At 60.2% G+C, this 21,562-nt stretch carries 19 protein-coding genes; 7 read left to right on the forward strand and 12 right to left on the reverse strand.

The window, feature by feature from the left end; genetic code table 11:
* Window positions 1–17 precede the first annotated feature (17 nt).
* Window positions 18–761 (forward strand): uroporphyrinogen-III C-methyltransferase, encoded by a 744-nt coding sequence (gene cobA / locus KVG91_RS05410; RefSeq protein ID WP_169378036.1) that lies wholly within the window; start codon window positions 18–20, stop codon window positions 759–761.
* Between the two features lie 313 nt (window positions 762–1,074).
* On the opposite strand, the gene KVG91_RS05415 is transcribed toward cobA, so the two are convergent.
* The 8 genes from KVG91_RS05415 to ppsA all read right to left on the reverse strand — a co-directional run bounded on the left by KVG91_RS05415 (window position 1,075) and on the right by ppsA (window position 9,170).
* Window positions 1,075–2,055, reverse strand: coding sequence for an OmpA family protein (locus KVG91_RS05415; protein ID WP_169374882.1), 981 nt, complete (start codon window positions 2,053–2,055; stop codon window positions 1,075–1,077).
* Window positions 2,056–2,162: 107 nt separating this feature from the next.
* Complete coding sequence (gene sigX, locus KVG91_RS05420; RefSeq protein ID WP_169374881.1) at window positions 2,163–2,753, reverse strand: RNA polymerase sigma factor SigX; 591 nt, start codon at window positions 2,751–2,753, stop codon at window positions 2,163–2,165.
* A gap of 85 nt (window positions 2,754–2,838) precedes the next feature.
* Complete coding sequence (locus KVG91_RS05425; protein WP_169374880.1) at window positions 2,839–3,663, reverse strand: mechanosensitive ion channel family protein; 825 nt, start codon at window positions 3,661–3,663, stop codon at window positions 2,839–2,841.
* A gap of 2 nt (window positions 3,664–3,665) precedes the next feature.
* Window positions 3,666–3,911 carry a hypothetical protein gene (locus KVG91_RS05430; RefSeq protein ID WP_005790375.1) on the reverse strand — a complete coding sequence of 82 codons (246 nt, stop codon included), beginning with the start codon at window positions 3,909–3,911 and terminating at the stop codon, window positions 3,666–3,668.
* Between the two features lie 86 nt (window positions 3,912–3,997).
* A complete protein-coding gene (locus KVG91_RS05435) occupies window positions 3,998–4,993 on the reverse strand; it encodes a zinc transporter ZntB (protein WP_169374879.1) in 996 nt (331 codons plus the stop codon).
* A 25-nt stretch (window positions 4,994–5,018) separates the two neighbouring features.
* Entirely contained in the window at window positions 5,019–5,510 is a 492-nt protein-coding gene (rraA, locus tag KVG91_RS05440; protein WP_169374878.1) for a ribonuclease E activity regulator RraA, read from the reverse strand.
* Window positions 5,511–5,698: 188 nt separating this feature from the next.
* Window positions 5,699–6,688, reverse strand: a complete 990-nt coding sequence (locus tag KVG91_RS05445; RefSeq protein ID WP_169374877.1) for an alpha/beta fold hydrolase — start codon at window positions 6,686–6,688, stop codon at window positions 5,699–5,701.
* Window positions 6,689–6,794: 106 nt separating this feature from the next.
* Complete coding sequence (gene ppsA / locus KVG91_RS05450; protein WP_169374876.1) at window positions 6,795–9,170, reverse strand: phosphoenolpyruvate synthase; 2,376 nt, start codon at window positions 9,168–9,170, stop codon at window positions 6,795–6,797.
* Window positions 9,171–9,348: 178 nt separating this feature from the next.
* Between ppsA and ppsR the strand changes: the two genes are divergently transcribed.
* Complete coding sequence (ppsR, locus tag KVG91_RS05455; protein ID WP_076949507.1) at window positions 9,349–10,167, forward strand: posphoenolpyruvate synthetase regulatory kinase/phosphorylase PpsR; 819 nt, start codon at window positions 9,349–9,351, stop codon at window positions 10,165–10,167.
* Window positions 10,168–10,275: 108 nt separating this feature from the next.
* Here ppsR and KVG91_RS05460 read toward each other — a convergent pair whose 3' ends face one another.
* Window positions 10,276–11,700 (reverse strand): aminotransferase-like domain-containing protein, encoded by a 1,425-nt coding sequence (locus KVG91_RS05460; protein ID WP_169374875.1) that lies wholly within the window; start codon window positions 11,698–11,700, stop codon window positions 10,276–10,278.
* A 160-nt stretch (window positions 11,701–11,860) separates the two neighbouring features.
* Between KVG91_RS05460 and KVG91_RS05465 the strand changes: the two genes are divergently transcribed.
* Genes KVG91_RS05465 through KVG91_RS05485 form a run of 5 tightly spaced genes read left to right on the forward strand, consistent with a single transcriptional unit; the run spans window position 11,861 to window position 17,344 of the window.
* Window positions 11,861–12,754 carry a DMT family transporter gene (locus KVG91_RS05465; RefSeq protein ID WP_169374889.1) on the forward strand — a complete coding sequence of 298 codons (894 nt, stop codon included), beginning with the start codon at window positions 11,861–11,863 and terminating at the stop codon, window positions 12,752–12,754.
* A gap of 35 nt (window positions 12,755–12,789) precedes the next feature.
* Entirely contained in the window at window positions 12,790–14,652 is a 1,863-nt protein-coding gene (moeB, locus tag KVG91_RS05470; RefSeq protein WP_169374874.1) for a molybdopterin-synthase adenylyltransferase MoeB, read from the forward strand.
* Window positions 14,653–14,668: 16 nt separating this feature from the next.
* Window positions 14,669–15,583, forward strand: a complete 915-nt coding sequence (locus KVG91_RS05475; RefSeq protein WP_169374873.1) for a PLP-dependent cysteine synthase family protein — start codon at window positions 14,669–14,671, stop codon at window positions 15,581–15,583.
* A 37-nt stretch (window positions 15,584–15,620) separates the two neighbouring features.
* The gene (locus KVG91_RS05480; RefSeq protein ID WP_076949512.1) at window positions 15,621–16,613 is read left to right on the forward strand and encodes a serine O-acetyltransferase; all 993 of its coding nucleotides are present in this window, start codon (window positions 15,621–15,623) and stop codon (window positions 16,611–16,613) included.
* A gap of 2 nt (window positions 16,614–16,615) precedes the next feature.
* A complete protein-coding gene (locus KVG91_RS05485) occupies window positions 16,616–17,344 on the forward strand; it encodes an alanyl-tRNA editing protein (protein WP_169374872.1) in 729 nt (242 codons plus the stop codon).
* 67 nt (window positions 17,345–17,411) lie between these two features.
* Here the strand turns inward: KVG91_RS05485 and KVG91_RS05490 are convergent, their stop codons facing one another.
* The 3 genes from KVG91_RS05490 to prpF form a co-directional block, all read right to left on the reverse strand.
* Window positions 17,412–18,524: a hypothetical protein gene (locus KVG91_RS05490; RefSeq protein WP_169374871.1), complete on the reverse strand. Its 1,113-nt coding sequence runs from the start codon at window positions 18,522–18,524 to the stop codon at window positions 17,412–17,414.
* Window positions 18,525–18,672: 148 nt separating this feature from the next.
* A complete protein-coding gene (gene prpD, locus KVG91_RS05495; RefSeq protein WP_169374870.1) occupies window positions 18,673–20,157 on the reverse strand; it encodes a 2-methylcitrate dehydratase in 1,485 nt (494 codons plus the stop codon).
* Window positions 20,158–20,362: 205 nt separating this feature from the next.
* Window positions 20,363–21,553: a 2-methylaconitate cis-trans isomerase PrpF gene (gene prpF / locus KVG91_RS05500; RefSeq protein ID WP_169374869.1), complete on the reverse strand. Its 1,191-nt coding sequence runs from the start codon at window positions 21,551–21,553 to the stop codon at window positions 20,363–20,365.
* Between the last annotated feature and the right edge of the window lie 9 nt (window positions 21,554–21,562).

Raw genomic sequence — 21,562 nt, forward strand, 5'->3', positions numbered from 1 at the left:
TGGACAAGGAAAAACCCATGAACGCAAAAGTCTGGCTGGTAGGTGCAGGTCCTGGCGACCCGGAGCTGCTGACCCTCAAGGCTGTACGCGCCCTGCGCGAAGCCGACGTGGTGCTGATCGACGACCTGGTCAACCCGGCTGTGCTGGAACACTGCGTTGAAGCGCGGGTGATCACCGTGGGAAAACGCGGCGGCTGTCGCTCGACCCCGCAGGATTTTATCCACCGCTTGATGCTGCGGTATGCGCGCCAGGGCAAGTGCGTGGTGCGCCTCAAAGGCGGGGACCCGTGCATTTTCGGACGCGGTGGCGAAGAAGCCCTGTGGTTGCGTGAACGCGGCGTCGAGGTGGAGTTGGTCAACGGGATTACCGCAGGGCTGGCGGGGGCTACTAATTGCGCTGTGCCACTGACCCTGCGCGGGGTAAGTCGTGGCGTGACGCTGGTCACGGCGCATACCCAGGACGATAGCAGCCTGAATTGGCGCGCCTTGGCAGAGGGCGGGACGACCCTGGTGGTGTACATGGGCGTGGCGAAACTGGAGGAAATTCGCCAGCAATTGCTGGACGGCGGGATGGCGGCGGACATGCCGGTAGCCATGATCGAAAATGCGTCGTTGCCCCAGCAGAGGGAATGCCGTAGCGAACTGTCGCGCCTGTACGAAGATGCGCAGGCGTTTGCCTTGAAAAGCCCGGCCATCCTGGTGATCGGCCGCGTCGCCGCGCCTGGACAAGTCGCCTGCCTGGCGCAAGCCGCCAGCGCCTGAGGCACAAATATCTACACAACTCTGTAGTGAGCGGGCTTGCCCCGCGCTGGGTGGCGAAGCCGCCCCAGTAAAGACACCGCCGAGTTCCAGATAAAACCGAGTCGCCTGGTTTGGGGCGGCTTCGCCACCCAGCGCGGGCGGTGCGACGATTCGACAAGCCCGCTCACTACAAATGCTCCTGCATCGCAGGCAAGCCAGCGCCGGCAGATAAGCCGATCGGCGCAATGCCACACCGATCAATGCATGCACCTGAGGCAAATTGCAGACGAAAAAAAGCCCGGCCTGAGCCGGGCTTTTTTCTACTACTCAGTAATTACTGAGCTTGAGCTTCAACCGACGCTTCTACGCGACGGTTAACAGCACGGCCAGCTTCAGTTGCGTTGTCAGCAACTGGGCGGGATTCGCCGTAACCTACAGCAGTTACACGGCTAGGAGCGACGCCGTCTTTAACCAGGACTTGCTTAACAGCGTCAGCACGACGCTGGGACAGCTTCTGGTTGTAAGCGTCTGGACCTACGGAGTCAGTGTGACCAGCAACTTCTACGTTGGTAGCTGGGTACTGAGCCATGAAGTCGGCCAGGTTTTTCACGTCGCCGTAGCTGTTAGGCTTAACAACGGCCTTGTCGAAGTCGAACTTAACGTCCAGCTCAACACGTACAACCTGAGCAACTGGAGCTTCTGGCTCTGGAGTTGGCTCTGGAGCTGGTGCTGGGGTAGGAGCTGGAGCAGCTGCGCCAGCGTTACCGCCGAAGTTCACGCCCAGGCCGACCAGTGCGGAGTAGTCCCACTTGCCGTTGTCCAGACCGTAGTCAGCTTCAACACCGGCACGAGCGTACAGGTTGTTGGTGAAGTAGTACTTCACGCCAGTACCGACGGTAGCGAAGGTAGTGTGGTCGCGACCGCTGTGGCCGTCAGCCAGCACGTTGGTACGGCTCTGGTGACCGAAACCGCCTTCTACGTATGGACGCAGGCTGTCTACGCCAGCTTGACCGAAGTGATACTGGGCAACGAGGCTGCCGGTATCGCCTTTGATCTTCTGGTTACCAGTACCGTCGTTCGAACGGGTGTGGTTGGTTTTGTCGTAGGACAGGTTCAAGGACAGGTCGTCGGTCAGGAAGTAACCGATGCGAGCGCCAGGATTGAAGCCGTCTTCGATGTGCTTGACGCTATCGTTGTACTGCTTCTTGTAGAACAGCTCGCCTTCAACTGCGCCTTGGCCTTGTGCCAGAACGCCGAAAGAAGTAGCGGCAATAAGAGAACCAATGGCCAAGCCCAAGGTGTTTTTCAGTTTCATCCGTTAAATCCCCATCTGGTGATTGTAAAGCAGTCCCACAAACCGGGGGACAACTCGGCGACAAGTCTAACAGAACTTGCCTACACGTAAGAGATATTTGCCACGCACTAAGTTTCAGTCTCGCACGCAAATTTCTCACGTAATTTATCTAGAGCACGCTTGTAGCGCATTTTTGTAGCACTCAAACCCATGTGCATGATGTCAGCGATTTCCTGAAATTCCAGCTCTGCGACAAAACGTAGCACCAGAATCTCGCGGTCAATCGGGTTCACATACACCAGCCAGCGATCAAGTCCGCCCTTGTCCTCGGGTGCCGGCGCCTTTTCTTCAGACGCCTCCTCAAGGGGGTCCAGACTCAAGGCGTCCATCAAGCGACGCTTTCGCCGTTCCTTGCGATACTGCGTGATGCACTCGTTGTACGTGATGCTGTAGAGCCAGGTCTTGAACTTCGATTTGCCCTCGAAGTTCTTCAGGCCGTACAACACCTTGAGCATCACTTCCTGACAGACATCGTCCGCATCTCTATCGTTCCCTAAATACCTTGAACAAACGTTGAACAGAGTGCGTTGATACCTGCGCATCAATTCTTCGTACGCGCGAGTGATGTGAAACAGCTCAGTGTGCGCGCGCGCGACCAACTCCTCATCAGAGAGCTCACGGGGGTCATAGCGCGTGGACAGCGTTTGGGCTTTATTCAAAACAAGTCGTGCCGACAGTCAGGTCAATGTCCGCCACAGCCCGGTCAGCCGGGCTCGCGGCGGCGTACATTAGCAGGGTGCCGGGTCAGCGGCTACTGACCTGCTGTTCAAGGAGAACCCGATTGGACAGCGACACCAGTTCGCCATCATCGGTCAGCACCGTCGTCTTGACTGTGCCGATCTCCTCGATTTGCCCTTCGACCTCGCCCACACGCACCTGCTGGCCCACTTGGTACAACTCACGCACATAGATTCCCGCAAGGATCTGACCGGCAATTTGCCGGCTCCCCAAGCCCATGGCCAGCGCAACTGCCAGACCAACGGTAATCAAAACGATCACGATCACATGGTTGAGCAGGTCAGTCTTGACCTCCAACTGGCTGATCGCGACCGAAATACTGATGATAATGACCAGCCCCTGGGCAATGCGTCCCAAGCCCGCTGCGTAGTCCAACCCAACGCCTTCGGCCGCGCCGCGCACCAGCCCATTGGCCAGTTGCGCCAGCAAAACGCCTACCAGCAGTACCAGCGCGCCGCCGAAAACCTTCGGCAAATACAGCGCCAGCATGTCGAGCGTAGCTGAAACTCGCTCAAGTCCAAGGGACTGAGCCGCGGAAACCAGGAAAATCAGCAAAACAAACCAATAAACGATCTTGCCGATCAATGTGGAGATCGGCACTTGCAGCCCGGCGCGACCGAGCAGCTTGGTCAGGCCAGTGCCTGCCATCAAGCGGTCAAGGCCCAGTTTGGCCAGCAATTTGGACAACAGGGTGTCGAGCAGCTTGGCCACGACAAAGCCCAACAGCACCAGTACCAGGGCACCAAACAGGTTGGGAATGAAATTCGCCACCTTGGTCCACAATGCGGTCATCGCGGTGACCAGGCTCTGGGTCCAGAGATCAAGTTCCATATTCAATCAGCCTTATCAGCAGTGCGAGCAAGAGGTTTACGGCGGGAAACAGGCGATACGTGGGCTGAACCGTTGTTCAAGGCCATCATCAACGCCGGCAACCAGCGGCCGAGCAGACCGAACAGATCTCCCGCCCCCACCTGACGGTTGGCGGTTTTCAATACGCGGCCCAGGCAGGCATCGTCGTCGCGGTTGGACGGCGAGGCATTGAGCATGTCACGCAAAGACTGTTCGAACGGATCGTGCATAAAGACCTCTCGCAAGTGATTTAAAAGACGAGGGTAAAATTCTTGGGGTCACATAAGACCCTTCCTACGTTCAGCTCATATTCAGCTCAAACCCAGCGCAAACGTCGAAACAGCCACCATTGTCCGAGCGCCACCGAGGCCATCAACAGGCACGCAACCATGAATCCATAGGGGCTGTCGGAGAACGGAATACCGCCCACATTTATACCCAACAGGCCGGTGAGAAAGCTCATCGGCAGAAAGATCCCGGTGATGATCCCGAAGCGGTACATGGTGCGGTTCATGCGCACGCTCAAGCGCCGGTCTTCGGCCTCCAGCACAAGCCCCACGCGCTCTCGGGTCAATTCGAGCTCTTCCAGGTAGCGGGTCAGGCTGTTGTTCAATTCGTTCCAGTAATCGGCATCGTCGTCACAGAACCACGGCAACTTGATGCGCGTCAGCTGGGCAAAAATATCGCGCTGCGGGGCGAGGAATCGCTTCAGCCCGGCCGCTCGTCGACGGATCTGTAGAATGCTGCCGTGTTCCGGGGTATACCGTTCGTCGGTATCGAGTTTTTCTTCTTCGGTATCGACGATTTCGGACAGGTCGGAGACCAGATCCTGCACTTTATTGGTCAGGTATTGCGCCATATAAAGGATGAGTTCAGACGCGGTTCTGGGCCCCTTGCCGTCCGCCAGTTGCACCAGCAACTCATCGGTGGCGCGCAACGGGCGCAGCCGCAGGGAGATCACACGGCTGGCTGCGGCGAAGATGCGCACGGAAACCATATCTTCCGGTTCAGCCCCCGGGTTGAGGTTGATCCCGCGCAGAAACAGCAGCAATTGCGACTCCGGCAACGGCAACAGACGCGGCCGGGTGTTCTCCTCCAGCAACAGGTCGCAGGCAAACTCGCTCAGCCCGCTGGATTTGCGCAGCCAGGTCTGGGTTTGCGGGTGGCTGCGATCCCAATGCAGCCACAGGCTTTCCTGGGGCTGCAGTTGCAGTTCGTCAAGTTCAGTCCGGGCAATCGAACGCGCACCGCCTTTACCGTCCAGCACGAGGGCATGCACCAGCCCCCATTGCGCGTTTTCTTCCTCGAACATCCTCACCCCTGTCGGCTATTGCGGTTTATTCAGGCATTTTCAGCGGGCTTGGCGAGACGATCACACCATTGTTGTCGGCGTAGATGTACTCACCCGGTCGGAACGTCACGCCGGCAAAAGTGACCACTACGTTCAGGTCGCCAATACCCCGTTTGTCGGTCTTCATCGGGTGACTGGCCAAGGCCTGCACCCCCAGATCGGTCTGGGCGATCACGTCGACGTCACGCACGCAACCGTAGATCACCAGCCCTTCCCAACCGTTTTTCGCGGCTTTCTCGGCGATCATGTCACCGAGCAACGCGCGGCGCAGGGAGCCACCGCCGTCCACCACCAGCACTTTGCCGGCGCCAGGCTGGTCGGCCTGTTCCTTGACCAGGGAATTATCTTCGAAGCATTTAATGGTGACTATTTCGCCACCGAAGGAATCTCGGCCGCCGAAATTGCTGAACATCGGCTCCAGCACCTGCACAAGATCCGGGTAGGCGTCGCACAGGTCGGGGGTCACGTAATGGTTCATTGAAAAATTCCTTTCTGTCAAAGAGGTGTCTTTCGAAAGAAGCGCCCGCCAGGGCAGGTGCGAAACATCCCATCCGCTGCGCCGCAACGCAAGAGCGACGAAGCGACTGAATATGACCAGAAGCGTTTAACGCGTCATAGCTTAGCCGCAACCACACCGGAGCGAAACGCCCTTGGTAGAGCGCTGCCTCAAACCGTGGCCAACACCTCTTCTCGCGTGCCGAACAGCGGTGTGAGCGGATCGTTCAGCCAATTCGCCACCAATGGCCACACCTCGGCCTGGGCGGCTTTGCTGACCAGCATTTCCACGTGCCCGAAATCCCCGGTGAAACCCTGTTGACGGCCCAGGCACAGGTATTGGCGATGCTCGGAACCCACCTGTTCGAACAACTTGCGGCACGCCCAGTCCGGGTCTTGATGATCGCCGGCGGCACTGACGGCCAGCAGCGGTACCTCGACTTCGGCCAAGCCCTTCCACCAATCGTGCTTACCTTCGCCAAAGCGGCCAAACAGGCCATTCCAGCGCATCGCTTCGATCAACACGCCCGCCGGTTCGTCTTCGGGCCCGCGCTTGAAACGCGAGCCGGACAGCTCGCCGAAACGTTTCAACAGCAAGCGCCCCGTCCATTCCACCGGTGGCAGTTTCAACGGCCAATGGGTGCGGCTGACCTGGCAGCCAAACAGCGCCACGGAAGCCACCGCCGGCGCGCCAAGATGGCGCCCACCCAAGGCTGCGGCCAAGCTTATGCCGCCCAGGGAATGGCCGATCCAGTGGGGAACCTGCGCACTTTGTTCGCGCACAAACGCGCCAATGGCCGGCAAATCGTAACGGGCGTAGTCGGCGACACGGTTGCGAACGTAGTCATGATTGCGCTTGGACAGGCCATGACCGCGCATTTCCGGGATCCATACATCAAACCCCAAGCGCGCCAGGAAGGCCCCCAGGCCAATGCCCTTGGGTGAGTACCAGAAGCGCCGATTGGAAAAACTGCCGTGCAACAGAATAACCGGGATGCCCCGGTTTTCCGGAACGTCGGCCAAGCCCAGACGGGTAACCGCCAGCTCGACGGTGCCGTCGGGGCTGTTACCGGGTTTGAGGCGGTACACATCTTCACTCAGGTCGCCACGACGTTCAGCGCTGATCAGGGCGACGGGGAACAGGTTGCTGCTGCTTTGCATAATGCTCTTGCACAAAAAAGGGCGGCGTCCGCAAGGATTCCCGCCCTGTACAGATAAGAATGCCGGCCACCCTCAATAGGTGGCCGGCACTTTTGACGTAGCGGCGTTAGGCGGACGCTTGGCCTTCCGCCAGGAAGAACCAGGTTTCCAGCACGGAATCGGGGTTCAGCGAGACGCTTTCGATGCCCTGTTCCATCAGCCATTTGGCCAGGTCCGGGTGATCGGAAGGGCCTTGGCCGCAGATACCGATGTACTTGCCGGCCTTGTTACAGGCCTGGATCGCGTTGGCCAGGAGCTTCTTGACCGCAGGATTTCGCTCATCGAACAGGTGCGCGATGATCCCCGAATCACGGTCCAGGCCCAGGGTCAGCTGGGTCAGGTCGTTGGAGCCGATGGAGAAACCGTCGAAGAACTCCAGGAATTCTTCGGCCAGGATCGCGTTGGACGGCAATTCGCACATCATGATGACGCGCAGGCCGTTTTCGCCACGGGACAGGCCGTTTTCCGCCAGCAGGTCGACGACCTGGCTCGCTTCGCCCAGGGTGCGCACGAACGGCACCATGATCTCGACGTTGGTCAGGCCCATCTCGTTGCGCACGCGCTTGAGGGCGCGGCACTCGAGCTCGAAGCAGTCACGGAACGCTTCGCTGATGTAGCGCGAGGCGCCACGGAAGCCCAGCATCGGGTTTTCTTCTTCCGGCTCGTAGAGCTTGCCGCCGATCAGGTTGGCGTATTCGTTGGACTTGAAGTCCGACAGGCGCACGATGACCTTTTTCGGGTAGAACGCCGCCGCCAGGGTGCTGATGCCTTCCACCAGCTTCTCGACATAGAAGCCCACCGGGTCGTTGTAGCCGGCGATGCGCTTGTCGACGCTTTCCTTGATGTCCGGCGGCAGGCCGTCGTAGTTCAACAGGGCTTTGGGGTGCACGCCGATCATGCGGTTGATGATGAACTCCAGGCGGGCCAGGCCCACGCCGGCGTTCGGCAACTGTGCGAAGTCAAAGGCGCGGTCCGGGTTGCCGACGTTCATCATGATCTTGAACGGCAGGTCGGGCATGGCGTCGATGGAGTTTTGCTTGATATCGAAGCCCAGCTCACCCTCAAAGATGAAACCGGTGTCGCCTTCGGCGCAGGACACCGTCACGCCCTGGCCATCCTTGAGCAACTGGGTGGCGTTGCCGCAGCCCACTACCGCGGGAATCCCCAGTTCACGGGCGATGATCGCCGCGTGGCAGGTACGCCCGCCACGGTTGGTGACGATGGCGCTGGCGCGTTTCATCACCGGCTCCCAGTCCGGGTCGGTCATGTCGGACACCAGGACGTCGCCTGGCTGGACTTTGTCCATTTCCGACACGTCCTTGATGATCCGCACCTTGCCGGCGCCGATGCGCTGGCCGATGGCACGGCCTTCCACCAGCACGGTACCGGTTTCCTTGAGCAGGTAGCGTTCCATGACGTTGGCCGAGGTGCGGCTCTTAACCGTCTCGGGACGGGCCTGCACGATGTACAGCTTGCCGTCGTCGCCGTCCTTGGCCCATTCGATGTCCATCGGGCACTGGTAGTGCTTTTCGATGATCATCGCTTGCTTGGCCAGTTCGCTGACTTCCGCGTCGCTCAGGCAGAAACGCGCGCGCTCGGCTTTGTCGACTTCAACGGTCTTGACCGAACGACCGGCCTTGGCCTCGTCGCCGTAGATCATCTTGATCGCCTTGCTGCCCAGGTTGCGGCGCAGGATGGCCGGGCGCCCGGCTTCGAGGGTGTGCTTGTGGACGTAGAATTCGTCCGGGTTGACCGCGCCTTGTACGACGGTTTCGCCCAGGCCGTAGGCGCCGGTGATGAACACCACGTCACGGAAGCCCGATTCGGTGTCGAGGGTGAACATCACGCCGGCGGTGCCGGTTTCCGAACGCACCATGCGCTGCACGCCGGCAGACAGGGCCACCAGCTTGTGGTCGAAACCTTGGTGTACGCGGTAGGAAATGGCGCGGTCGTTGAACAGCGAGGCGAACACTTCCTTGGCCGCGCGGATCACGTTTTCCACGCCGCGGATGTTCAGGAAGGTTTCCTGCTGGCCGGCGAAGGAGGCGTCGGGCAGGTCTTCGGCGGTGGCCGAGGAGCGTACGGCGACCGCCATGTCCGGGTTGCCCGCCGACAGGGTAGCGAAGGCGGTACGGATTTCTTCGTTGAGCTTTTCGGGGAACTCGGCTTCCATGATCCATTGACGGATCTGGGCGCCGGTCTTGGCCAGGGCATTGACGTCATCGACGTCCAGGGCATCCAGCGCAGCGTGGATCTGGTTGTTGAGGCCGCTCAGCTCGAGGAAGTCACGGTAAGCCTGGGCCGTGGTGGCGAAACCACCGGGCACCGACACACCAGCGCCTGCAAGATTACTGATCATCTCGCCGAGGGATGCGTTCTTGCCCCCTACGTGCTCTACATCATGGACGCCGAGCTTATCGAGGGAAACTACGTACTCTACCAAGGTGATCTCTCCACTTTCTGTGTTGGAAAAGCTCAGGACGCCGGCTGCTCAGTAGGAGCTTACGCCAGCGCTTGTGGCCTGGACCTGGAAAATAAGTGAGAATGCGGCCCACTGCGGGACGGCAAAATCGCGCCTATCATATCCAAGATTCGCCATCAGCTTAAGGCCCAGGGCTCAAATGAAACGATCTGCTTTCTTTATCTCCGACGGCACCGGCATCACGGCCGAAACACTGGGTCAAAGCCTGCTCGCGCAGTTCGAAAACATTACCTTCGCCAAATTCACGCGGCCCTATATCGACAGCGTGGATAAAGCGCGGGCCATGGTACAACAAATCAATCTGGCGGCCGAAAAAGACGGCTTTCGGCCGATCATTTTCGACACCATCGTCAACCAGGACATTCGTGAGATTCTCGCAACGTCGAATGGTTTCATGATTGATATCTTCTCGACCTTCCTGGCACCGCTGGAGCAAGAGTTGAGCGAGCACTCCTCGTATTCGGTCGGAAAGTCCCATTCCATCGGCCACAACTCCAACTATATGGAGCGTATCGAGGCGGTGAACTTCGCCCTCGACAATGACGACGGCGCCCGCACCCATTACTACGACAAGGCCGACCTGATCCTGGTGGGCGTGTCCCGCTGCGGCAAGACCCCGACGTGCCTGTACATGGCCATGCAATTCGGCATCCGTGCGGCCAACTACCCGCTGACCGAAGACGACATGGAGCACCTGACGCTGCCCGCCGCCCTGCGCGCGCACTCCAACAAGCTGTTCGGCCTGACCATCGACCCGGACCGGCTGACCGCGATCCGCAACGAACGCAAGCCCAACAGCCGCTATTCCAGCTACGCGCAGTGTGAGTTCGAAGTGCGCGAAGTGGAAAACCTATTCCGTCGCGAGAATATTGCGCACATCAATTCCACGCATTTTTCGGTGGAAGAGATTTCGGCGAAGATTTTGGTGGAGAAAGGCGTGGAGCGTAGATTCAAGTAGTGTGTTGCTTGAACGGGCCCCATCGCAGGCAAGCCAGCTCCCACACTTGAGGGTGTTCACAAATCAAATGTGGGAGCTGGCTTGCCTGCGATGAACGATAACGCGGTCTCACAGTTGAAACCGCCCCCCGCCCTGCCCCAGCGCCGTCGCCAATGCATCAAAACCCGCCCGCAATAGCTGATCATCCCCGGATGTATTGCAGATACTTGCCCGAATAAACTGCGGCACCGCCGTCTGCCCCACGGCAAACGCCTCGGCGGTGGCGATCAGGTAGTTATTCTGTTTGAGTTCCGCCTCGATTTCCGACGCGCGCCACGGTTCCGGCACTTCAATCCAGAAATGCGGGCTGTTGGGATGGGTGCGGTATGCCAGGCCGGCCAGCAGGTCGCGCACCAGGTCTTTGCGCCGGCTGATCTCGTTGATCTGCTGGCGCAGCAGGTATTGCGCCGTGCCGTTTTCGATCCATTGGGTGGCCAGTTCAAGGGTGACCGGCGTGGCCATCCAGCAGGTCGAACGCAAGGCCGCCGATATGCGGCTGACCAGCGCCGGTGGCGCATGCACATAGCCCACACGCAGCCCGGCCGACACGGCCTTGCTCAGGCTGCTGATCAAAATCGTACGCTCGGGAGCGAAATGGCTGAGGGGCGGCGGTCGGTCTTCGACCAGCACACCGTGGGCTTCGTCTTCGAGAATCAGCAGGTTATGTTCGCGGCACACTTTGGCCAACGCTTCGCGACGCGCCACCGAAAGCACCGCCGTCGTCGGGTTCTGGATGGTCGGCGTGCAATACAGCGCTGAAATGCGGTGATTGCGACAGACTTCGTCCAACGCACCCGGCAGCACACCTTCCTCGTCCATTTCCAGGCCGATCAGCCGGATGCCCAGCATGCGCGCCGCGGTAATCAAACCGGGATACGTCAGCTGTTCGGTGACTACGGTATCGCCAGCCCGCAACAGCGCCATCATCGAGCACAGCAAACCGTGCTGTCCGCCATTGACGCAGATGACTTGCTCGGGGATCGGATGAAAATCACGCTGCACCAGCCATTGCGCGCCGGCTTCACGGTAGCGCGGCAGGCCGGCGTCCGGGGTGTAGGCGCTGATGTCCTGCAGGAACTTGGCGTTGCTCGACAGGGTTTGGAAGCTCTGGGCCAGAAACGCCGTCTCCTGCCCCGGAATGTGCATGTTGCGGCTCATGTCGAAGTACTGACGCGGCTCCTCGCTGAAGTTGCGAAAGCCTTCATCGCGCTGACGCTCCATCCCACGCTTGCGCACGAACGTGCCGTCACCCACCCGAGCCACAACCAGCCCCAAGCGTTCCAGCTCTCCGTAGGCCCGACTGATAGTGCCGATGGTGACGCCAAGATTGTCGGAAAGCACCCGATGGGGCGGCAGTTTTCGTCCCGGTTCAATCAAGCCTTCAAGGATGCCCCGTTCCATGACATCGGACAGGCGCTTGTACTTCACGCCCTGCCCGCTGGACAACCCCTCACGCATAATTGACACCATGTCAATATTTGTTTTGACAGTCATCTTTCGCCCTAATAGTGTGCTTTTACGGGTTCAATCGCCGAATTTTACAACTCATTACAAGCTCAATATAGAGTTCAATTTCGGCCCAGGGAAGCAATAAACGATGCCAATGTCCGCCGTTATCGAAAATCCAGCCAAGACAAAGTCCCAAAAACAGTGGTTGGCCGGGCTGGTCACCAGCCTGATGTTCCTGATCGTGTGCCTGAGCTGGGGCACCACCTGGCTCGGCATCAAGATCGCAGTGGAGAGCGTTCCACCCCTGACCTCCGCCGGTCTGCGCTTCCTGATCGCCTTCCCGCTGTTCCTGTGTTTTGCGATGGTGCGTCGCGAGCCGATCCTGTTCCCGCGTGAAAGTCGCTGGTTCTTCGTGTTCGTGACCCTGTCCTATTTCAGCGTTCCCTATTACCTGCTCAACTATGGCGAGATGCATGTCTCGTCCGGCCTCACCGCCCTGCTGTTCAGCTGCATGCCGGTATTCATCCTGATTTTTTCCGCGCTGTTCCTGCGCGAGCGCATCTACCTTTCCCAAGTGGTCGGTATCGGCATCGGTTTCGGCAGTCTCTACATGATCATCAAGAGCCAGGGCCTGCACCTGGACCATGCCGAGTTCTTCGGCGTACTGGCGATCCTGACGGCCGCGATCATGCATGCCTTGTGCTACGTGATCACCAAGCAGAAAGGCAGCGCCATCAGCGTGATTACCTACAACACCCTGCCCATCGGCATTGCCGGCCTGATGCTGTTCGTCGCCGGCCTGTGGTTCGAAGCGCCCGCCTTCGCAGACATCACCCTGCGTTCCTGGAGCGCGCTGTTCTACCTGGGGCTGGTGGCCTCGGTGGGCGGGTTCATCGTGTATTTCATGCTGCTCAAGCGCTTGAGCCCGATCATCCTGTCGTTCGTGTTCATCATCTTCCCGGTGTTCGCGGTGATCATCGGCGCCTGGTACGAAGGCCTATCAATTTCCCGCGACCTGATGCTGTACTCGGCCATCCTGCTGGCCGGTTTTGCCATCACCAAGTTGCCGGTTGAAAAACTCCTGGCCAAGAAAAATTGACCCTTCCGACTATCCAACAGCAACGCGAGAGAAACATGGACGTGCTCCGCCCTACCGCCCTGGAACAGATCTACGCCCACGCCAGCCGCAGCTATCCCGAGGAATGCTGTGGTTTCGTCTTCGCCGACGGCAGTGTGTACCTGGGCAGCAACATCCAGAATGAGCTGCACCGCAAGAACCCGCAGATGTACCCGCGCAGCGCGGCCAACGGCTACACCTTCTCGGTGGCCGATACCCTGCTGCTGAACAAGGCGTTTCGCAGCGACAACCCGGTGGTGGTGATCTACCACTCCCATCCGGATGTCGGTGCCTACTTCAGCGACGAAGACCAGGACAAGGCGCTGTTCATGGGCGAACCGATCTACCCCGTCAGCTACCTGGTCGTCGACGTCCGCCAGGGCCAGGCCCTCGGCGCCAAGCTGTTTGCCTGGGATGGCAAGCATTTCGCCCTTAAACCTTTCAACGACCTGCACACGGAGTTGTCCATGAACGCTGTTTCTTTCCCCGACATTCTGGTTCGTGTGGCCAAGCTGCCGGAATCGACCCTCGAGGGCACCGGATCGACATTGCGCGAAGTCATTGAAAACCTCTGCACCGGCCACCCGCAACTGCGCCCGCATCTGTTCCACGAAAACAACAACCAGCTCAAGGAACACTTCCTGTTTACCGCTGGCGAAGAGCTGGTCAATGCCGATGAACCATTGCCGGAAAACGCCCGGATCGAAGTGCTGCTGGCCACGTCCGGCGGCATGGATGTCGATAGCCTGAGCAATGAAGAAGTACAACGTTATGTGCGCCACATCACCCTGCCGGGCGTCGGTCGCGCAGGCCAACTGAACCTGAAGAAAGCCAAGGTACTGATCATCGGCACCGGCGGCCTGGGTTCGCCCATCAGCCTGTACCTGGCCGCAGCCGGCATCGGCACCCTGGGCCTGGTGGACTTCGACGTGGTGGAAAGCAGCAACCTGCAACGCCAGATCGTGCATGGCAACAGTACGTTGGGCATGCCCAAGGTCGAATCCGCCAAGCAGCGCCTGCAGGACCTCAACCGCCATATCCGGATCAACGCCCACGACACCGCCCTGACGGCCGACAACGCCCTGGAGCTGGTGGGCGCCTACGACCTGGTGATCGACGGTACCGACAATTTCGACACCCGCTACCTCGTCAACGATGCCTGTGTGCAGCTGGGCAAGCCCTTGGTGTACGGCGCCATCTACCGCTTCGACGGGCAGATCAGCGTGCTCAACCATAAAGGTGGGCCGTGCTACCGCTGCCTGTTTCCCAGCGCGCCGCCCGCCGAACTGGCACCCAACTGCAGCGCCGGAGGCGTGATCGGCGTGTTGCCCGGTGTGGTCGGGATGATCCAGGCGACCGAGGCCATCAAGCTATTGATCGGCATCGGCGAACCGTTGTCCGGCCGCTTGATGCGTTTTGATGCGCTGGCCATGAAGTTCAGCGAGATCCGCTTCAAGCGTCGCGCCGATTGCCCATGCTGTTCGCCGTCACGCCACACCCAACCCCAGGCGCCCGCCGTCTGCGCGGATGCCGTACCGGCCCAACCGTCCCTGGCCGCAGAACGCTACATCAAGCCTCGGGTCCTCAAGCAACTGCTCGAACACCCAAGCAGTGCCGATGTGCTGCTGGACGTGCGCGACGCCAGCGAACTGGAGGTGTGCCAGTTGCCGGGCGTGGTGCATATCCCCCTGGCTGAATTGGACGGGCAACTCGACCGCCTCAGCCGGGACAATACTCACTACCTGATCTGCTACGCCGGGACCCGCGCCGAGCAAGCCGCCAGCACCTTGCTGGCCGCCGGCTTCGCCAACACCAAAGTCCTGCAGGGCGGCATGAAACATTGGGTTCGCGACGTCGAACCCGACATGCCGTTGTATTGAGCAGAGGATTTAAGTGATGTTGCATAACTCCATTCTCGACGTGATCGGCCACACCCCCATCGTGCGCCTGGCACAGTTTTCCGAAGACCTCGGCATCGAGGTCTACGCCAAGCTGGAATCACTCAACCCCGGCGGCAGCCACAAGGCGCGCATCGCCTTGGGCATGATCCTCGATGCCGAGCGCCGCGGCGTGCTGATCCGCGATTCCGGGCAAACCATCATCGAGCCCAGCGGCGGCAACACCGGCATTGGCCTGGTGATGGCTGGCAATGTGCTGGGCTACAAGGTCGTGCTGGTAATCCCCGACAACTACAGCCCGGAAAAACAGAAGTTGCTGCGCCTGTACGGCGCCAAGGTGGTGCTGTCGGACAGCCGCCTGGGCAATAATTCCCACGGCGAAAAGTGCATGGAACTGCAGTTGGAAAACCCCAGCTACGTGATGCTCAACCAACAGCGCAACGGCGCCAACCCACAGACCCATCGCGACACCACCGCGCCGGAAATCCTGCGCGATTTCGGTGATTTGCGTGCTGACTACTTCGTCAGCGGCATCGGCACCGGCGGGCATATCACCGGCATCGGCGAAACCCTCAAGGCCGCCTGGCCGCAACTGCGCGTGCTGGGCGTGGAGCCGGAAGAATGCGACCTGCTCAAAGACCAGCACGCGCCGCATCATATCCAGGGCCTGTCGATCGGCCTGATCCCGAGCATCCTCAATCTGGCGGTGATCGACGGCATGCTCAAGGTCTCACGCCAGGACTGCATCGACATGATGAAACGTATCATGCGCACCGACGCCATCAGCCTGGGTCTGTCTTCCGCCGCCAACATGGCGGCCATCGCCCAACTTGCCCCCGAACTGCCGCCCGAAACGGTGGTACTGACCCTGGTTTACGACAATGCCGACAGCTACCTGCCCAGTTTCGAATAACCGGTTTTCCAACCATCCAGAACGCAGGGGGGCCTCCATGGGCGGCTTTATCGACATGCAACAGCTGCACGATGAGTTGCTGACCCACCTCATCAAGACCCTCACGCCCGAACAAATGAAACAGCTGGAACCGCACCTGGCATCGCTGATCCAGAATGCCGCCCAGGCAGTGGCCGAGGACCTGATCGCCTATGCCTACCGCGATCCAGCCTCCCGCGGGCGCGGCGAACTGATCCTGGAGTCCTACGCCTCGTTCAAGGCGGTGCTGTATTACCGCCTGGCGCATCAGGTATGGCATTTTCCGGACCAGACCAACGGCGTGTTTTCCCGCATCGCCCTCAAGCTCAGCAACCAGGGCAAGGTGCTGTCCGGCGCCGAGATCCACCCGGCGGCGCGTATCGGTCGACGCTTCGTGCTCGATCACGGCTACGGCACGGTGATCGGCGAAACCTGCGAGATCGGCAACGACTGCTACATCCTCTGCGGCGTCACCCTGGGCGCCCGCGGCATCGCCAACAACCCCGATGGCAAGCGCCACCCGCGCCTGGGCAACAACGTCGAGGTCGGCTCCGGTGCCCGCGTGCTGGGCTATGTGCTGATTGGCGACAACGTGTTTATCAGCCCCTCGTGCGTGATTACCCAGGACGTCCCCGCCGGCACCAAGGTGAAGGTGGTGAACCAGATCCAGCTGCAAAAAAATGACGAGTCGGACAGCAGCAATTACCTCGGTGCCTTCGCCCTGGACGAGCGGCTGCACGTGGTCGGCGAGATCAATGCAAGCCACAAAGTCACAGTGCTGGACGCCGACTTCCACCCTCTGCAAGGGCTGATGCTGGAGCCGACGGCGAAAGAGCGTCACCACCTGCAATTTCGCCTGCACCGTGTCGAGTCGGGTCACCACTTGCCGCGCCTGCCGCTGAACCTGAAGGTCTGCGGCCCGGAATTTGAAATCACCCTGCTCTCCCCCCCTGGCTTGAGCGCAATGGTGCGGTCCCTGCTGCAAGCCAGCCCACTGATCGTCGGAGGTTGAACATGTCTGTGCATACCATGGAAACCCTGGCGCTGTTCGACAGCGCGCCCTACCAGAATGCCTTCAACGCGCGGGTGATTGCCGTGAGCGAACACGGCGTTGCCCTGGAGCACACGCTGTTCTATCCCACCGGCGGCGGGCAACCGGGCGATACCGGGCACCTCACACTGGCCGACGGTACGCGGGTCGACGTGACCGGCACGGTGCGCGACCCGGTGCTGCGCTCGATCATCTGGCACCAGGTGGAACACTGCCCCGAGCAGTTGACAGCGGGCGTGCAAGTGGACGCCGGCCTCGACTGGGACCGGCGCTATCAACACATGAAAATGCACACCTGCCTGCACCTGCTGTGCTCGATCATCGACGCGCCGGTCACGGGATGCAGCATCAGCGCCGACAAAGGCCGCCTGGATTTCGACCTGCCGGAAATGACCCTGGATAAAGACAGTATTACCCGCGACCTCAACGCGCTGATCGAACAGGCGCACGCGGTGAAAACCTTGTCGATGCCAGCGTCGGAGTACGCCACCTTGCTGCAGATCACCCGCACCCAGGCGGTGGCGCCGCCGGTGGTTCAAGGCTCGGTGCGGGTGATTGAAATCGCCGGCATTGATATCCAGCCGTGTGGCGGCACCCATGTGATCAATACGGAGGAAATCGGCCGGGTGTTCTGCGAGAAAATCGAGAAGAAGAGCAAGCATAACCGCCGGGTGATTTTGCGGTTTGAATGAGACGGCAAGCAGGTAGCGGCCAATATGGAACAGGGGTGCCTTGTCCATATTGACCTGGATGTCACCTTTAACCCTGCGCGGCTTTGGCTTCAAGCCGGGCACTTATCTGCTCAATTTGCAGCTTCAGTTCCAAGATGACCTTTGTGCACTGTTCGACCATTTCTTTTATACGGTCCCGCAGCTTGCCGTTATCAAGTAGCAGATCATCAACTGTGCGGGTTTGTGGTGAAGTGGTCTCGCTGGCCTGAGGGGGCGAAATGGCTTCACGGGTGTCGGGCGTCGGTGCAACCGATGGAGAGCCAGCGGGGGGATTGGCGCCAGTGCCAGAGTCCTGGGGAGCCGGCTGAGTTGGGGGTGCACCCCGCTCGTCCAGCTTTTTATTCAACGTTTGTATTTGTTCTTGAAGCTGTTTGAAGAGCTCATTGAAGTGGATTTGTATCTGATCAATTGTTTCGCGAAGCTGCTTATTGACGGTCGTCAGTTCCTCAAGGGTCTGCGGCTCCTTCTGCGCTGACACTGGTGCGTTTTTGTTCGACGCGTTCGCGTCATGCGCTGAGCTGCGCTCAGCATCATTGCTAACGTCTGGAGTCGACGGCAAGCCCTCTTTTGCAGGCTCCGCTGGCTGACTGATCTTTTGCGTAAGGTCCGCCACTTTCTGACGAAGTTGCCCGATTACTGAGTTGAAATGGTCAGCCATTTGGGTGAGCTGGTCACGCAGTTGACCGTTTTCCTTGGAAAGCTGTGCCAAACGACCGGTGTCTGTTTGCGCGGTGGACGCTGGCGCGTTGGCCAGGTCGCGATGGGTTGAAAACTGCCCGCGCTGCTGCGTGGACATTGGCTGACAGGATGGCTGAGGTGTTGCCCACTTGCTGACTTCATCCTCGATCCGCTTCTGCACACCCAGGACCTGCGCCCCCTCAAAGGCCGGGCGCATTTGCTCCAAGAGGGATGGCTGAGGAGCAGTCAACGCCTGCAGAGAGTCATTCATCAACCTGTTATGGGCTGACAGCTGGCCACGCTGCTGTGAGGTCATCGGCGTGCGGGGTGGCCTTGAGTCATTCTGGCCCTTGGCATGAGGGCATGCCTCTGCACTGCCTTCGCTCGGATTGGACGCCGGCTTGGGGGGCATCTCATAGTTGGCGTGATAGGGAGCGTACTGCTGATGGTTTACGCTGGTCATGGAGCGCCTCTCAGGTCAGGTGTTGTATTCACGACGGCCCGGTTAGCAGGCCGTCTGACTATCTGATTGGTCACTATCTGAAAACGGTTCCCCCTATGTAGGAAGCATGATTCTCAAAGTGTGTCGAGATCACCTTCGGCACACGCGCTCAGATCACGAACAGGTCCATGAACCGGTTCACGGGCGTGGCCTCAAGCCGTGCCTGGTCCTTACACAACGCAAAAACCTGCTCACTGCGCTGCGCAGTAAACCGCGTTGCCAGGTTGGCCTTGAACTTATCTTCGAGCAGCGCAATGCCTTCCACTCGGCGGCGGCGATGGCCAATCGGGTATTCCACCGCTACCTGCTCGGTACGGGTGCCGTCCGCGAAGAACACCTGCACCGCGTTGGCGATGGAACGCTTGTCGGCTTCCAGGTATTCGCGGCTGTAGCGTGGGTCTTCGACGATAACCATTTTGTCGCGCAACTGATCGATGATCGGGTGTGCGGCGTGGAATTCATCTTCGTACTGCTCGGCAACCAGGTTGCCAAATGCCAGCGGCACGGCGGTCATGTATTGCAGGCAGTGATCGCGGTCGGCGGCATTGGCCAGTGGGCCGACCTTGGAAATGATGCGAATCGCCGATTCATGGGTGGTGATGACGATGCGCTCGATTTCATGCAGGCGATCTTTCACCAGCGGGTGCAAGGTCACCGCCGCTTCGCAGGCGGTCTGCGCGTGGAACTCGGCGGGGAAGCTGATCTTGAACAGCACGTTTTCCATCACATAAGTGCCGTAGGGCTGGGACAGGCTGAACGCGCGCTTGTCCTCGGGCTTGAGGGCCAGATCTTTGTTGGTGTGGCTGAACAGCACGTCATAGAAGCCCCACTGCGGCGCGCTCAGTACGCCGGGGATCCCCATTTCGCCGCGCAACGCGATATCCGCCAGGCGCACGCCCCGGCTCGACGCATCCCCCGCCGCCCAGGATTTGCGCGAGCCGGCGTTCGGCGCATGCCGATAAGTGCGCAACGCCTGCCCATCGACAAACGCATGGGACAAGGCCGCGAGCAGCTGTTCACGGTTGGCGCCCATCAGCTTGGCGGTAACGGCCGTGGAGGCGACTTTGACCAGCAACACATGGTCGAGGCCGACGCGGTTGAACGAATTTTCCAGGGCAAGCACACCCTGGATTTCGTGGGCCATGATCATCGCGTCCAGCACCGCGCGTACCGTCAGCGGCGCTTCGCCTTGGGCGATGCGCTTTTGCGACAAGTGGTCCGCCACCGCGAGGATGCCGCCGAGGTTATCCGAAGGATGGCCCCATTCGGCGGCGAGCCAGGTGTCGTTGTAGTCGAGCCAACGCACGATGCAGCCGATGTCCCACGCCGCCTTGACCGGGTCCAAGCGAAAGGAGGTACCCGGCACCCGCGCACCGAACGGCACCACCGTGCCTTCGACAATCGGACCGAGGTGCTTGGTGCACTCGGGGAAGCGCAGGGCAAGCAGGCCGCAGCCCAGGGTATCCATCAGGCAGTTGCGGGCGGTGTCCAATGCGGTCGGGGAATCAATCCGGAAATTGAGGACGTAGTCGGCGATGTCCTGCAGGACCTGGTCGTAGTCGGGACGGTTGTTGAGGTCGACGTTGGCGCTCATGGCGGTACTCCAAAAAAGGGGTTGGGGTCAGTCCTCGGGCTCACGGTTGATCAAGTTATGGCTGGTCTGGTTGCCGGCCTTGGAATGAGGTCCCCCTGTGGGAGCGGGCTTGCCCGCGATAGCAATTTGTCAGTTGATACATCTGTCGACTGACACGCCGCCATCGCGGGCAAGCCCGCTCCCACAGGGGTTTGTTGCAAGTCCGTTAGAAGGCGTCGCCGGGGATGCGTACGAAACCTTCCATCAATACCCGTGCACTGCGGCTCATGATGGCTTTTTTCACCACCCACTCGCCGTTCACCTGGCTGGCTTCGGCGCCGACGCGCAACGTGCCGGACGGATGCCCGAAACGTACGGCGTTACGCTCCACACCACCGGCCGCCAGGTTGACCAAGGTCCCGGAAATGGCTGCCGCCGTGCCAATTGCCACTGCTGCCGTGCCCATCATGGCGTGGTGCAGCTTGCCCATGGACAGCGCGCGCACCAACAGGTCCACATCGGCGGCCTTGATCGGCTTGCCGCTGGACGCTACGTAATCGGCAGGCTTGGCCACAAACGCCACTTTCGGCGTGTGCTGGCGCTGGGCCGCTTCGTCGAGGTGCTTGATCAGGCCCATGCGCAACGCGCCATGGGCCCGCACGGTTTCGAACATCGCCAGGGCCTTGGGGTCGCTGTTGATCGCGCCTTGCAGCTCGGTACCGGTGTAGCCGAGGTCCTGGGCATTGATGAAGATCGTCGGGATACCGGCATTGATCAGCGTCGCCTTGAAGGTGCCGACACCCGGTACCTCCAGTTCATCGATCAGGTTGCCGGTGGGAAACATCGAGCCACCGCCGCCCTCTTCTTCCGCCGCCGGGTCCATGAATTCAAGCTGCACTTCGGCGGCCGGGAAGGTCACGCCGTCCAGCTCGAAATCGCCGGTTTCCTGCACCGCGCCGTCGGTGATCGGCACATGGGCGATGATGGTCTTGCCGATGTTGGCCTGCCACACCCGCACCACGGCCACGCCGTCATGGGGCACGCGCGCGGCGTCGACCAGCCCCGCGCTGATCGCGAACGCGCCGACCGCCGCCGACAGGTTGCCGCAGTTGCCGCTCCAGTCCACGAAGGGCTTGTCGATGGAGACCTGGCCAAACAGGTAATCCACGTCGTGGCCGGCGCGGGTGCTCTTGGCGAGAATCACGGTTTTGCTGGTGCTCGACGTGGCGCCGCCCATGCCGTCGATCTGCTTGTCGTAAGGATCGGGGCTGCCGATCACCCGCAGCAACAGGGCGTCGCGCGCGGCGCCCGGTACCTGCGCCGATTCGGGCAGGTCCTTGAGGCTGAAAAATACGCCCTTGCTGGTGCCGCCACGCATATAGGTGGCGGGGATCTTGATTTGCGCTACGTGTGCCATGGTTACCTC

The sequence above is a fragment of the Pseudomonas azadiae genome (assembly GCF_019145355.1).
Lineage (GTDB): Bacteria > Pseudomonadota > Gammaproteobacteria > Pseudomonadales > Pseudomonadaceae > Aquipseudomonas > Aquipseudomonas azadiae.

What these genes read in the sequence shown, in the direction of transcription:
- cobA (WP_169378036.1), top strand. Translation starts at nt 18, where the DNA reads ATGAACGCAAAAGTCTGGCTGGTAGGTGCAGGTCCTGGCGACCCGGAG.
- KVG91_RS05415 (WP_169374882.1), bottom strand. Translation starts at nt 2,055, where the DNA reads ATGAAACTGAAAAACACCTTGGGCTTGGCCATTGGTTCTCTTATTGCC.
- KVG91_RS05425 (WP_169374880.1), bottom strand. Translation starts at nt 3,663, where the DNA reads ATGGAACTTGATCTCTGGACCCAGAGCCTGGTCACCGCGATGACCGCA.
- KVG91_RS05430 (WP_005790375.1), bottom strand. Translation starts at nt 3,911, where the DNA reads ATGCACGATCCGTTCGAACAGTCTTTGCGTGACATGCTCAATGCCTCG.
- KVG91_RS05435 (WP_169374879.1), bottom strand. Translation starts at nt 4,993, where the DNA reads ATGTTCGAGGAAGAAAACGCGCAATGGGGGCTGGTGCATGCCCTCGTG.
- rraA (WP_169374878.1), bottom strand. Translation starts at nt 5,510, where the DNA reads ATGAACCATTACGTGACCCCCGACCTGTGCGACGCCTACCCGGATCTT.
- KVG91_RS05445 (WP_169374877.1), bottom strand. Translation starts at nt 6,688, where the DNA reads ATGCAAAGCAGCAGCAACCTGTTCCCCGTCGCCCTGATCAGCGCTGAA.
- ppsR (WP_076949507.1), top strand. Translation starts at nt 9,349, where the DNA reads ATGAAACGATCTGCTTTCTTTATCTCCGACGGCACCGGCATCACGGCC.
- KVG91_RS05460 (WP_169374875.1), bottom strand. Translation starts at nt 11,700, where the DNA reads ATGACTGTCAAAACAAATATTGACATGGTGTCAATTATGCGTGAGGGG.
- moeB (WP_169374874.1), top strand. Translation starts at nt 12,790, where the DNA reads ATGGACGTGCTCCGCCCTACCGCCCTGGAACAGATCTACGCCCACGCC.
- KVG91_RS05475 (WP_169374873.1), top strand. Translation starts at nt 14,669, where the DNA reads ATGTTGCATAACTCCATTCTCGACGTGATCGGCCACACCCCCATCGTG.
- KVG91_RS05480 (WP_076949512.1), top strand. Translation starts at nt 15,621, where the DNA reads ATGGGCGGCTTTATCGACATGCAACAGCTGCACGATGAGTTGCTGACC.
- KVG91_RS05485 (WP_169374872.1), top strand. Translation starts at nt 16,616, where the DNA reads ATGTCTGTGCATACCATGGAAACCCTGGCGCTGTTCGACAGCGCGCCC.
- KVG91_RS05490 (WP_169374871.1), bottom strand. Translation starts at nt 18,524, where the DNA reads ATGACCAGCGTAAACCATCAGCAGTACGCTCCCTATCACGCCAACTAT.
- prpD (WP_169374870.1), bottom strand. Translation starts at nt 20,157, where the DNA reads ATGAGCGCCAACGTCGACCTCAACAACCGTCCCGACTACGACCAGGTC.
- prpF (WP_169374869.1), bottom strand. Translation starts at nt 21,553, where the DNA reads ATGGCACACGTAGCGCAAATCAAGATCCCCGCCACCTATATGCGTGGC.